Here is a 12837-nt window from a genome sequence, read left to right as displayed (position 1 = left end):
CCACAAAGTTATCCACAGACTCTGTGGATAGCGAAAAAAGTCCTGACAAATCCGGGCATTAGACGTCAAAGCTGTGAATGAACTTCGGCTTTGTAAACCTCACGAGCAGCACTCTTAAGTGAGCAGTCGCAGAAAACCGAGGTTTCCCTCTAAAACAATTTGAAGGAAGAAAAGAATTGGTCGGACTGTTCAGAAGGCGGCGCTTTGTCCGAGACAATCGCGACTTGGTAGACATGCATGCCATGCGCCACGAAACGCGCGTGAATCGTCCGGCTCTCGCGCTGATTCCCGCCTCGTCCCTTGACTTCCATCTCGCTGCCGAGCACTCGACCGCCGACAGCGAGGTCGATCTGCGTCGCGCGCGCGGCCGGCTGGGCATTCACGTTACGGGCGAGGCCTTGCTGGAGGAAGTCGAGCGCGGCGCGTTGCAACGCGGGATCGGCGCTGGGCAGGACAACCGTGCCGATTGCGAAAACCGCGTCATTGGCTTCGGCGGTCTGCATGCGCATGGTCATCGGCTGGCCGGCAATCTGAATCTTGCGCTCCTCGGCGTGCGGCTTGGCGGGCAGCGTGACTTCGTAGCCGTCGTCGTTATTCATGATCGTGCGCCAGTCATACGACGGCGTGCACGCGATCAACGCACCGCATGCGACACATGCGCACACCATCGCGCTCAATGAACGTGCGCGCATGGAACGACTCGGAACATTGCGCACGAGAAACCGGCGCAGACTGGCCGTATTCGCAGTAAGAACTCTCTTCATGGCTGACCGTTGCGTGAAAAGCATCATTATCGCGCCGCGATACCCGGATTTCGTTCGGCCGACCGGATGCGTCACGACTGCGCCGCACGTTTGGCGCTAAAATAACCAGCACTTTCCCATTGCAGTTGCGCCTTACAAGGCGCTTCGCTCGACTACGAGCCGTTCGAGGTTGCCATGTCCCAAGCCACTCAAGATACTCAGACTCGTGCCAAGAGTCCGTTGCGCTACGTTGTAATGGCGCTCGTCGCCGGCGTGATCGCGTGCACGGGGTATTTCGCGTTCGGCGGACAACAGAAGGTGCCCGATGCAACCTTCACGCTGCTTTCAGGGCAGAAGATTTCCACATCGAACGATCTCAAGGGCAAGGTCTATCTCATCAACTTCTGGGCGACGAGTTGCGAGACCTGCATGAAGGAAATGCCCCAGATGATCGACACGTACAACAAGTTCAAGGGTCGCGGGCTCGAATTCGTGGCCGTCGCCATGAATTACGACGCGCCGATGTACGTCAGCAACTATGCGCAGACGCGCAATCTGCCGTTCAAGGTCGCCATGGACGACGGCAGCGCCGCCAAACAGTTCGGCAACGTCCAACTGACGCCGACGACGTTCGTGGTCGACAAGGACGGCAAGATTCTCAAGCGCTATGTCGGCGAACCGACTTTTGCCGAGCTAGATGCATTGCTCAACAAGGCGCTTGGAGCGGCTTGAAGGAACGAGCGCGTTGAGCGGCGTCGGGTTGGCGAACAACTTACGACTGGCTTGAGCGTGCGGCATACCGAGGCGCTCAGGATGGCTAGCAGCGCTCGATGGTGGGTCTAGGTAGAAACGCGGCGCAAAAAGCGATTCAAGGAACGGGCGTTGAACGGTTCATCCGCCATTCGACTTTCGCCCGGCTTAAAGACCAGCCCGAACCAGCCAGCCAACACGCGCCAGCACCCTACCGCTCAGCATCCCCCTTCACGGCAATCCCATACCGCTTGATCTTCTCGTAGAGCGTCGCCTTGCCTAGCTGCAGGCGATCAGCCGCCACCGCCACCGCCCCGCCGCACTGCTCCAGCGTCTGTGCAATCACCGCGCGCTCGAATTGCTCCGTGCGTTCCTTGAGCGGCTGCGTGGACGTATCGAGCGCGGCTCCCGTATCGTCGATGACACCGAGCACCATGCGATCCGCCGCATTGCGCAGCTCGCGCACGTTGCCAGGCCATTCGCGCTGCATGAGTTCGGCGCGCTGACGGTCCGTGATGAGCGGCGCAGGCCGTTCGTAGCGCACGGCGGCATCGAGCAAAAAGTGCTCGAAAAGCGGCACGATGTCCTCGCGACGCTCGTTGAGCGGCGGCAGTGAAATGGTTACGACGTTGAGCCGGTACAGCAAGTCGCGGCGAAACGTGCCGTCCGCGACGTGTTCGTTCATGTCGCCTTTCGCGGCGGCCACCACGCGCAGATTCGCGCGTACCGGCTGATTCGAGCCGAGCCGCTCTAGCACGCCATCCTGCAGCACTCGCAGCAGTTTCACTTGAAGCGAGAGCGGCATGCTCTCGATTTCATCGAGGAACAGCGTGCCGCCCGATGCCGCCTCCAGCCTGCCGATGCGCCGTTTCTGCGCGCCGGTGAAGGCGCCGGCCTCGTAGCCGAACATCTCCGATTCGAACATCTGCTCCGGCAACGCGCCGCAATTCACCGCGATGAACGGCTTGTCGCGGCGCGCCGAAAGATCGTGCAGACTGCGCGCGATCAGTTCCTTGCCCGCGCCGGTATCGCCGTTGATGAGCACGGACGCATCCGTCGGCGCCACGTTGGCGATCAGCCGCCGCACTTGTTCGATAGCCGGACTGCGCCCGATGATGCGGCTCTGCCCCGCCAGTTCGCGCCGCAGCGCCTGGTTCTCGAGCACCAGCGTGCGTCGCTCCAGCGCGCGGCGTACCGCTTCGATCAGCCGCTCGGAGGCAAACGGCTTTTCGATGAAGTCGTACGCGCCGTCGCGCATGGCCTGCACGGCCATCGAAATGTCGCCGTGACCGGTGACGAGTATCACCGGCACTTCGGGCGCTCGCTCGCGGCATTGCGCGAGCAGGTCGAGACCGCTCGCGCCCGGCAAACGGATATCGCTCACGATCACGCCCGTATAACTCGCGTCGATGGCGCGCGCCGCCGCTTCGACGCTGCCGTGGCCGATCACGTCGAAGCCCGCGAGCTGCAGGCTCTGCACGCTCGCGCGCCGCACGAGTTCGTCGTCTTCGATATAGATCACCTGCGAACCGGTGCTCATGGTCTTGCCCCTTATGTTGCCTCATGCACGCCGGCCTTCAGGCGCGGCGCAACGTCAGTACGAATTCGGCGCCGTAGGAACCGTCGGCGTCGGCTTGCGTGCCGCCTTCGGGACCGGCCGCGACGATCGGCGCCACGCGATTGCGCGCGATCAGCGTACCGCCATAATCTCGCGCGATCGCCGACGAAATCGCGAGTCCCAAACCGAGCCCGTGACCCGTTTCCTTCGTCGTGAAGAACGGCTCGAAAAGGCGCGGGAGCACGTCGGCGGGAATGCCGGGGCCGTTGTCGCGCACCACGATCTCGACCACGGTTTCACGCGCGTCGAGTTCCATGACGATGCGCGGGGCATCGCATGACGCGACGGCATCGAGCGCGTTGCCGATCAGGTTGATGAGCACTTGCTCCAGCCGCAAGTCCTCGCAACGCACGAAGACCGACGCGCATTCGCCTTCGATCTCCGGTGCGATATCGAGCGCGACGTTCTTCATGCGCGGCCGCAGCATGGCGAGCGTGTTGTGCAGCGCGCGTGCGACGTCAGTGCGCGCGTTCTTCGGCCGCGCCTTCGCGACGAAGAGCTTGAGCTGATTCGTGATCTTGCCCATGCGCTCGGTGAGCGACGCAATCGCTTCGAGATTCTCGCGCGCCGCCGCCTGATCGCCGCGCTCGATCAACACGCGCGTGTTGTCCGAAAAGCTGCGCAGAGCCGCAAGCGGCTGATTCAATTCATGCGTGATGCCGGCCGCCATTTGCCCGAGCGCGGCGAGCTTGCTTGCCTGGATGAGTTCGTCGTGCGCCGCGCGCAGGTCCTGTTCGGCGCGCGTGCGTTCGTTGACTTCTTTCGTCAATTGCTCGTTGGCCTCAGACAGATCCGCCGTGCGTTCCGCGACGCGTTGATTCAGTTCGGCATACGCGGTCTGCAGCATCTCGCGGCTGCGGATCATCTCGCGCACGCGCGCGCGCCGCATGCGCCAGTAAAACGCCAGCAGACACAGCGACACGAATACGAGGGCCGTCACGACCACCGCGTTTTGGGCGGCGCTCTCGACCGGATCGAGCGGCGCCATCGTGATCAACTGCCAGTCGGGTTCGCCGATAGAACGCCGCGTCGCCAGGAAGCTCGGCGCATTGCGCCCGCCGCCGACGCGCACGATCTGCGCGCCGCCTTCGAGCGTCTTTGCGATGGTCATCGGCAAGGGCGTGATGGGCTGTTGCGCGTACTGGCGCGTCTGGTAGACGGACGCCTCGACGCTTTGCGGCAACGGCCTCACGGTGTGATATTTCCACGAAGGCACCGAGGAAAGAAAGATCACGCCGTGGTCGTCGGTGACGAGTAGCGGCTCCGTGGCATCCGCGCCTTGCAGCCATTCGAGATTGAGCTTCACGACCGCCACGCCGATCAGTTCGCGCGTGCCTTCCTTGAACACCGGCTGCGAGATGTAATAGCCCGGTTCCAGCGAAACGGTGCCGAGCCCGAAAAAGCGTCCGACGCCGCCCTTCGCGGCATCGACGAAATAAGGTCTGAAAAGATATTCGACGCCGACAAAACTGTCCGGTCCGCGCCAGTTGCTAGCGGCGACGCAGAAGCCGTCCTTGCGGATCAGATAAGTCGCGGTGGCGTGCGCGCGCTGGTTGAGGTCTTCGAGATACTGGTTCGCGCGATCGACGTTGTTGCGGTCGGGCGTGTCGAGCACGTTCTGCACGAGCGGATGGCGCGACAGCAGATACGGCAGATATTCGTAGCGGTCGAGCGTGCTTTTGAGCGTGTTCGTAGTGCGATCCACGCGCACCGCGGCATTGAGCCGAAGCTCGTCGATACCCCGCCGCCACGCGATTTGCCAGGTGAGCGCGCAACACGCCGCAAGCAGAGCGGCGAGCGCGAAGAACACGAGGATGCGGCGCGACACGTGAGCAGATTCCCGCAAATGAGTATCTGCCATTGTGGCATACGCGCCTTCGATATAAGGCCGCGGCGAAGCGCCGGTTGGCTGATGCTTCGCCGCGTGCATGGCTGCCTGCTTTCCGCGGCTTTAAGCGACGGTTTCGGGTTCGTGCTCGGCCGCGCCGTGCTTGAGCGCGTCGCGCAGCTTGTTGCGATCGAGCTCGTTCTCCCACGCCGACACCACCACCGTCGCCACGCCGTTGCCGACGATATTCGTCAGCGCGCGGCATTCGCTCATGAAGCGGTCGATGCCGAGAATCAGCACCATGCCCGCGAGCGGAATGGTCGGCACGACTGCAAGGGTTGCCGCCAGCGTGATGAAGCCCGCGCCGGTCACGCCGCTTGCGCCCTTGGACGTGAGCATGGTCACCGCGAGCAGCGTCAACTGCTGGCCCCAGCTTAAGTCCGTGTTGGTTGCCTGCGCGATAAACAGCACCGCCATCGTCATGTAGATGTTGGTGCCGTCGAGATTGAACGAGTAGCCCGTCGGCACGACGAGACCCACGACCGAGCGCGAGCAGCCGAGCTTTTCGAGCTTGAGCATCAGTTGCGGCAACGCGGCTTCGGACGAACTCGTGCCGAGCACGATCAGCATCTCTTCCTTGATGTAAGCGACGAAGCGCAGGATCGAGAAGCCCACCATCCGCGCGATGGTGCCGAGCACCACGAGCACGAAGACGATCGACGTCAGATAGAACGTGCCGATCAGCTTGAGCATGGGCAGCAGCGAGCCGATCCCGTACTTGCCGATGGTGAACGCCATCGCGCCGAACGCACCGATGGGCGCGAGTTTCGTGATGATGCCGACCATGCCGAACAGCACGCTCGACAGCCCTTCGATGAAGTTCGTCACCACGCGGCCGCGTTCGCCGAGATGCGCGAGCACCGAGCCGAACAGGAGCGCGATCAATAGAATCTGCAGGATTTCACCTTGCGCGAACGCGGAGATCAGCGTGTCGGGGATGATATGCAGGAAGAAATCGACCGTGCTCTGGCCGTGCGCCTTGGTCGCGAACGACTCGACGGCCTTGTGGTCGAGCGTCGCGGGATCGACGTTGAAGCCGACGCCGGGCTTGAGCACGTGCGTGGCGATGAGGCCGAGGACGAGCGCGAAGGTCGAGACGACTTCGAAATACAGCAGCGCCTTGCCGCCGACGCGTCCGACCTTCTTCATGTCCTCCATGCCGGCAATACCGGTCACGACGGTACAGAAGATGATCGGTCCGATCACCATCTTGATGAGTTTGATGAAGCCATCGCCGAGCGGCTTCATGTCGGTGGCGAGAGCGGGATAGAAATGCCCGAGCGCGATACCGATGGCGATGGCCAAGAGCACCTGCACGTACAGGACTTTATAGAAAGGTTTCTTCACGATAGTTCCAGGCAAAGGTCAGGCAGTTGGCGAAAAAAGAGCCAGCGGCGGGCTTTGACGCTTGATGCGTGTCGGTTGTGTTGGCGACGAGCATCGGAAACGCGTCGTTCGAGCGAGAGCCGCTACGTCGACGGATTCAGGAACGGATGGATGCGAAGGGATTCATCAGCTTGTCTCCTTGACTTTTATAGACGGCTTCGCGGGCCGTAACTCTTCTATTGCAAGGGCAATGCCAGACTTTTTGCTGCGTAACCTGCTGATTTGGCTGAATATTTTTAAGACCTTGACGATTGCCAATCCAGCTTTCCGGAAATCCGGAAAATGCTTGTCCGGGAGTTCGGACTATTCGTTGCCGTCTGTCACGACGTCTTGGTGTGGGCGAAGTTCACGCCATCTGCGCGCTGTCGGCCAAAAAAACCCACGGTCTCCGTGGGTTTTCTTCTTCGTGCGAAAATGCAGGAAAGGTAGTAAGCAGCTTTAAACCACGCCAGCGCCATGCGCCTGCAAATCCGCGTGATAGCTCGAACGGACCATCGCGCCGACTGCCGCGTGCGTGAAGCCCATCTTGTACGCTTCTTCCTCGTACATCTTGAACGTGTCCGGATGCACGTAAGCCCGCACCGGCAGATGATGCTCCGACGGTTGCAGGTACTGGCCGATCGTCAGCATGTCGACGTCGTGCGCGCGCAAATCGCGCATCACCTGAAGAATTTCTTCCTCGGTTTCGCCAAGGCCGACCATCAGCCCGGACTTGGTCGCGACTTCCGGATGCAGCGCCTTGAAGTCCTTCAAGAGCTTGAGCGAATGATGATAATCCGAGCCCGGACGCGCTTCCTTGTAGAGACGCGGCACGGTTTCCAGATTGTGGTTCATCACGTCTGGAGGCGCGGCGGTCAAAATGCCGATCGCGCGATCCAGCCGGCCACGGAAGTCCGGCGTCAAGATTTCGATGCGCGTTTCCGGCGAATGCTCGCGCACCTGCCGAATGCACTCGACGAAGTGCGCCGCCCCGCCGTCACGCAGATCGTCGCGATCCACGCTCGTGATCACCACGTACTTCAGCTTCAGCGCGCCGATGGTGCGCGCGAGATTCAACGGCTCTTCCGCATCGAGCGGGTCTGGACGGCCGTGGCCCACGTCGCAGAACGGGCAACGGCGCGTGCATTTGTCGCCCATGATCATGAACGTGGCCGTGCCCTTGCCGAAGCACTCGCCGATATTCGGGCAGCTCGCTTCTTCGCAAACCGTATGCAGATTGTGTTCGCGCAGAATCTGCTTGATCTCGTTGAAACGCGAACTGCCGGTGGCCGTGCGTACGCGAATCCATTCGGGCTTCTTGAGCTTTTCGATCGGGATGATCTTGATCGGGATGCGCGCGGTTTTCGCCTGCGCCTTCTGCTTCGCGGTGGCGTCGTAGGCGGCGGGCGGAACGGCGGTGTTGCCGTCGGTCGATCCAGCAAGATTTGCGGTTGCGTCAGTCATTCGCTTGATCCGTTTGAGTCTGCTTGGACGGCGGCGCCGTCGTGCAATTGTGTGGCGGCAGCAGGAACGCCGTCAATCTGATGCGCCAGCCGTTCGGCGAGCGTCGCGGCTACGTCGCGCCAGTCGGCTTCGACGCCGAGCGTCGCCATGTCGACCGTTTCGAGTCCCGCGTAGCCACACGGGTTGATCGCGAGGAAGGGCTGCAGGTCCATCCTCACGTTGAGACTCACGCCGTGATAACTGCAGCCGTTGCGAATCTTGAGTCCCAGCGCGGCGATCTTCGCGCCTTCGTGCAGCGCGTGCGAACCGGCGTTGGCGCCCAGTTCCGTGTGCCGCACGGAAGGCTTCGCGACATAAATGCCAGGCGCGCCGACCTTACGATCCGTGACAAGATTATACGATGCAAGGGTTTCGATCACGGCCTCTTCGATCCGGCGCACGAGTTCTCGCACCATCAGCTTGCGACGCCGCAGATCGAGCAGCAAATAGGCCACTATCTGACCGGGCCCGTGATAGGTGATTTGTCCGCCGCGATCCACCTTAATGAGCGGAATGCCGCTGTCGGCCAGGAGCAGATGCGCCGGATTGCCGGCAAGTCCGATCGTGAACACGCGCGGATGCTCGACGAGCCAGATTTCGTCTTGCGTCTCGGGCGTGCGTGCGTCGGTGAAGGCGCGCATCGCGTCGAAGCTTTCCTGATAAGGCTCTAAGCCGCGCCAGCGCAAAGTGACCGGATGGTCGCCGAAGCGGAAGACGCTGGACGGTTCGGCGGGAGTGGAGCGTTCCGGCGCGAAAGCGGTGGAAATGGCGGACATGATTCCGATAGTTTACCGAAATCGCTCGATGCCCGCCGACGCTGAACCCGAAGATAATGCGCCGGACTGCGCTTCAGACCGTGCGCCAGCCCGAACGCAACCGCTGCGCGAGACGTTCGATGCTCGTCGATACCCAGTGGATCGCGCGCTCGTCGCAGCGCGGCACAATGGTGAAGACGACTTGCGCGGGGCGGTCGCCGTCCACCGAAAGCCATAGGCGTTCGCGTTCGCGCAACTTGAGTTGGTCGCCGGGCACGAGCCAATAGTCTTCGGTGTCGTTGCTGCGCGTCGCCCAGACCGTGCTGCCTTGCACCGAAAGCCGCGTGCCACGCACGATGCGCATCGGCACCGTTTCGCCCGGCTTGATTTCGAACATGACGCTTGTTGATATTTCTCGCATGATCCACTCCGCCAAAGGAACGTTTCGATGACTACAATCCTAGGCGTGGCAAGGCGTTGAACCAAACGATCAATTTTCACTGCTATGTGAGCCAAATTGACAACCGACCCTCAGACTATCCATACAGATTTGCGCCAGTTGCCCGCTCTGAATGCGCTTCGAGCGTTCGAAGCCGCCGCGCGTCATGAGAGTTTTTCGCGCGCCGCCGACGAGCTTTTCGTGACGCACGGTGCGGTGAGCCATCAGATTCGCGCACTCGAAGCCGAACTGGGCGTGCCGCTTTTCGCGCGCGACGGCAAGCGCGTGCGCCTGACCGATCGCGGCCGCCAGTACGCCGTCGAAGTGCGGGCCTCGCTCCTTTCGCTGGCCGAATCCACACGACGAATTCGTTCCGGCGACCGAGACCGTCGCTTGATCGTGTCGATGCTTTCGTCGTTCTCGGCGCGCTGGCTGACGCCGCGCGTGGGCAAATTCATCGAGAAGCATCCGGAAGTGGATCTGGAACTGCACTCGACGAACGCGCTCATCGACTTCAATCGCGACGACGTGGACCTCGCGATTCGCTTTGGCTACGGCAAATACGCCGGTCTGCATACAGAAGAGTTGCTCGACGAAGTGTTCTTCCCTGCGTGTTCGCCGCGCTTCAACGGCGGCAATCTGCCGCGCACGCCGGCCGATCTGGCGAGCCTGCCGCTGCTGCGTTCGAACGACGAGTTGTGGCGCCCGTGGTTCGACGCAGCCGGCCTGACGGAAACGCCGGAACCAAAGCGCGGCGTTCTGTATGAGGATTCGTCGAATCTGCTGCAGGCGGCGATCGACTGTCAAGGAGTCGCGCTGGTGCGAAGGTCGCTGGCGATGCAGGAAATCATCGCGGGAAGGCTTGTGCGTTTATTCAACGTGGATGGTCCGAGCCCGTGGACCTATTTCTTCGTCTGCCCGCCCGCGGCGATGCGAACCGCGCGCGTGCAGGCATTTCGCAACTGGATTTTCGACGAAGCCGAGCAGTTCCGGCAGCTCTACGAACGCACGCCCGCAGTCTGCGACGCACCCGAAAGCACGCTCAAAGCACTACCTTGACCATGGGATGGCCGGTGAGCGCGCGATAGATGTCGTCCAGATGCGCGCGGTTCTGCGCGCGCACGGTGCAAGTCAGGCCGGTGTAATTGCCGCCCGACGAAGGCCGCGCTTCGACGCGCCCGTCGTGAAATTCGTTGTCGTATTCACGCAGTACGTTGACGATCGCGTCCTGAAACTCCGGATGCGTCTTGCCCATCACCTTGATCGGAAAGTCGCACGGAAAGTTGAACAACGCGTCGATGTCGGGGTTTGCGGCGGTTTGAGGTTTGGATTCGGACATGGCTTTCTCCTTCGCATGGCGCGGTTCGCTCACAGGCCGAACTCGCGCGTCTTGGCTCGCTGATAAGCGCCATACAGCGCAGCATAGACCGCGCCGGGCCGGCCGTCGCCAACGCGCTGACCGTCGAGCGTCGTAATCGGCATGACCTCTTTGGTCGCCGAACTGATCATGAGTTCATCGGCCGCGCGCAGTTCGGCTTCGGTGATGTCGCGTTCCTCGAACACGATTCCCGCTTCCTTCGCCAACTCTTCGATGAGGCTGTAACGGATGCCTTCCAGAATGCGCGGCCCACGCGGCGCGCCGAGGAGCGTGCCGCCTTTCACTACCCAGACATTTGAGGACGAACCTTCGGTTAGCAAGCCGTCGCGCAACTGGATGGTTTCCAGCGCGTCGTGTTCGGCGGCGTGCTGCGCCATGAGCACATTGCCGAGAAGCGAGGTCGATTTGATATCGCAATGCAGCCAGCGCTTGTCTTCGGCGGTGACGGCGGCCGCGCCGCGAGCCCGCGTCTCGACGCTCGGAAACACGAGTTGTCCGACCATGACGAACACGGTCGGCGTGATGCCCGCCGGAAAGGCGTGGCCGCGCCGCTTCGCCACGCCGCGCGTGACCTGGATGTAGACGAGCGCATCGCCGGCGCCGGCGTTCGCTTCGATCGCACGGGCGATCAACGCGCGCCAGCCGGCATCGTCGAAAGGATTGGCGATGCTGATCTTGCCGAGACTGCGTTCGAGTCGCGCGAGATGCTGAGTCAGGCGAAACGGCAGACGCTCGCCGTTTGCCTGCGCGTAGAGCGGCACGACTTCGTAGATGCCATCGCCGAAAATGAAGCCCCGGTCCAGCACCGGAATGCGCGCTTCGGAAAGCGGGCCCCACTCTCCGTTCAGATAGACCGTCGGGTCGAAGTCTTCGGCGATGCTCATCGAACCTGCTCCTTACTTACGCTTTTGCCACATCAACAAAGCCGAATCCCACAAGCGGCCGAAGATGCCGGCTTCCGGCACGTCCTGCAGCGCGACCAGCGGGAACTGCGCGACGTCCTTGCCGTCCGCGACCATCTTGACGGTGCCGATCTGCTGGCCCTTCTTGATCGGCGCGATCAGCAAATCGTTACGCGTGACCGTGGGCTTGACCTTTTCGCCGAGACCCTTAGGCACGGTGATGTACTGGTCCGTCTCGACGCCCGCCTGCACGTTGTCGGACGCGCCCTTATACACGCGCGGCGATTCGATCACCTGATTCGCCTTGAAGAGACGCACCGCGTCGTAGGCCGTGTAACCGTAGTTCAGCATCTTCAGGCTGTCTTGCACGCGCGCGGATTCCTTCGGCTCGCCCATCATCACGGCGACCAGACGGCGGCTCGCGTCGGGCGTGCCGACGAGCGGGCGCTTGGCCGTCGCGATCAGGCAATATCCCGCCGCCTTGGTGTGACCGGTCTTGAGACCGTCGACGGAAGGATCGAGCCACAGAAGACGATTGCGATTCGGCTGCTTGATCTTGTTGTACGTGAAGTCGCGTACCGAGAAGATGCTGTAGTACTCGGGGAAGTCGCGGATGAGGCGCGTGGACAGCACCGCCAGGTCGCCCGCCGTCGTGTAGTGCTGCGGGTCGGGCATGCCGTTTACATCGGCGAAATTGGTGTGCTTCATGCCAATGCGCTTGGCGCCGGCGTTCATCAGCGTGACGAAGTTGCCTTCGCTGCCGCCGACGAGTTCGGCAAGCGCGATGGCCGCGTCGTTGCCCGACTGGATGATCATGCCGTAGACCAGGTCATGCACGGTTACCGGCTTGTTCGCCTCGATGAACATGCGCGACTCGTCCGTCTTCACGCGGCGCACGGCCTCGGTCGGCATCACCGTCTGGTCCATGTTGATCTTCTTCGACTTCAACGCGTCGAAGACGAGGTATGCGGTCATCAGCTTGGTGAGCGATGCCGGTTCCACACGCTCATCCGGATTGCCCGATGCGAGCACCTGATTGCTGGTGGCGTCGACGAGCACCCACGAATGCGCGGTGACGTCCGGCGGCGGGACTTGTGCAAAGGCGCTCGCGGCGGCGAGCACGGCGGGCATCACGATAGCGGCTTGCAACGTGCGACGCTCGACTGCTGAAAGGGGAGAAACAGACAAGCCGGAAGGGAAAAAGCGCATAGGATCGGTCGGAAGAAGAAGCATCGGCGTTTCGCCGGGTGTGATCGGCGTTGGCGAAACGCGGGTTGAACAGGTGGACCGTCGATACCGGTCGCGCTAGTCGCTCGTGTTGCCAGCCAATGGTCTTCGACTGGTCATGCGAACTCGCGCTTACTCGACAGACGGACGCGCCATCGAAGTCTATCGCCGCGCACGCGGAGAAAACCGTGAGCGTTCCGACGCCCGGGCAACATGGGCACGAAACGCAGGTCTTCGAATATCGCGTGAGCCCGCCTGAAAGCTTGCGC

General features: G+C 61.9%; 12 protein-coding genes. 2 read left to right on the top strand and 10 right to left on the bottom strand.

The window, feature by feature from the left end; all coding sequences use genetic code 11:
• Window positions 1-149: 149 nt before the first annotated feature.
• On the bottom strand, window positions 150-692 hold the full coding sequence (locus NCT04_RS01260) for a hypothetical protein (protein WP_250462784.1): 543 nt from the start codon (window positions 690-692) through the stop codon (window positions 150-152).
• A 246-nt stretch (window positions 693-938) separates the two neighbouring features.
• On the opposite strand from NCT04_RS01260, the gene NCT04_RS01255 reads away from it, so the two are divergent.
• The gene (locus NCT04_RS01255; RefSeq protein WP_250462782.1) at window positions 939-1475 is read left to right on the top strand and encodes a peroxiredoxin family protein; all 537 of its coding nucleotides are present in this window, start codon (window positions 939-941) and stop codon (window positions 1473-1475) included.
• A 229-nt stretch (window positions 1476-1704) separates the two neighbouring features.
• Here NCT04_RS01255 and NCT04_RS01250 read toward each other — a convergent pair whose 3' ends face one another.
• From NCT04_RS01250 to NCT04_RS01225, 6 genes are all read right to left on the bottom strand, one after another.
• On the bottom strand, window positions 1705-3033 hold the full coding sequence (locus tag NCT04_RS01250) for a sigma-54-dependent transcriptional regulator (protein WP_244826858.1): 1329 nt from the start codon (window positions 3031-3033) through the stop codon (window positions 1705-1707).
• A gap of 37 nt (window positions 3034-3070) precedes the next feature.
• The gene (locus NCT04_RS01245) at window positions 3071-5041 is read right to left on the bottom strand and encodes a sensor histidine kinase (RefSeq protein WP_244826857.1); all 1971 of its coding nucleotides are present in this window, start codon (window positions 5039-5041) and stop codon (window positions 3071-3073) included.
• Window positions 5042-5062: 21 nt separating this feature from the next.
• Window positions 5063-6346: a dicarboxylate/amino acid:cation symporter gene (locus NCT04_RS01240; RefSeq protein ID WP_250462779.1), complete on the bottom strand. Its 1284-nt coding sequence runs from the start codon at window positions 6344-6346 to the stop codon at window positions 5063-5065.
• A gap of 477 nt (window positions 6347-6823) precedes the next feature.
• Window positions 6824-7828 carry a lipoyl synthase gene (gene lipA / locus NCT04_RS01235; protein WP_244826855.1) on the bottom strand — a complete coding sequence of 335 codons (1005 nt, stop codon included), beginning with the start codon at window positions 7826-7828 and terminating at the stop codon, window positions 6824-6826.
• Window positions 7825-8643 (bottom strand): lipoyl(octanoyl) transferase LipB, encoded by an 819-nt coding sequence (lipB, locus tag NCT04_RS01230; RefSeq protein ID WP_250462777.1) that lies wholly within the window; start codon window positions 8641-8643, stop codon window positions 7825-7827. Before lipB ends, lipA begins: the two co-directional genes overlap by 4 nt.
• A gap of 73 nt (window positions 8644-8716) precedes the next feature.
• Window positions 8717-9043 carry a DUF2917 domain-containing protein gene (locus NCT04_RS01225; RefSeq protein ID WP_244826854.1) on the bottom strand — a complete coding sequence of 109 codons (327 nt, stop codon included), beginning with the start codon at window positions 9041-9043 and terminating at the stop codon, window positions 8717-8719.
• A gap of 96 nt (window positions 9044-9139) precedes the next feature.
• Here NCT04_RS01225 and NCT04_RS01220 point away from each other — a divergent pair, with 96 nt between their 5' ends.
• Window positions 9140-10120, top strand: a complete 981-nt coding sequence (locus tag NCT04_RS01220; protein WP_250462774.1) for a transcriptional regulator GcvA — start codon at window positions 9140-9142, stop codon at window positions 10118-10120.
• On the opposite strand, the gene NCT04_RS01215 is transcribed toward NCT04_RS01220, so the two are convergent.
• The 3 genes from NCT04_RS01215 to NCT04_RS01205 are packed head-to-tail and all read right to left on the bottom strand — an operon-like array spanning window position 10104 to window position 12550.
• Window positions 10104-10400 carry a DUF493 family protein gene (locus tag NCT04_RS01215; RefSeq protein WP_244826853.1) on the bottom strand — a complete coding sequence of 99 codons (297 nt, stop codon included), beginning with the start codon at window positions 10398-10400 and terminating at the stop codon, window positions 10104-10106. The genes NCT04_RS01220 and NCT04_RS01215 overlap by 17 nt on opposite strands.
• Before the next feature lie 29 nt (window positions 10401-10429).
• On the bottom strand, window positions 10430-11323 hold the full coding sequence (locus NCT04_RS01210; protein WP_250462771.1) for a D-amino acid aminotransferase: 894 nt from the start codon (window positions 11321-11323) through the stop codon (window positions 10430-10432).
• Between the two features lie 12 nt (window positions 11324-11335).
• Window positions 11336-12550 (bottom strand): D-alanyl-D-alanine carboxypeptidase family protein, encoded by a 1215-nt coding sequence (locus NCT04_RS01205; RefSeq protein WP_370652117.1) that lies wholly within the window; start codon window positions 12548-12550, stop codon window positions 11336-11338.
• Window positions 12551-12837: the final 287 nt, after the last annotated feature.

Origin of the sequence: Caballeronia sp. GAFFF2 (assembly GCF_023631485.1) — a bacterium.
Lineage (GTDB): Bacteria > Pseudomonadota > Gammaproteobacteria > Burkholderiales > Burkholderiaceae > Caballeronia.
The sequence above is the reverse complement of the archived record's forward strand: the minus strand, read 5'-3'. Positions and strand labels throughout refer to the sequence as shown.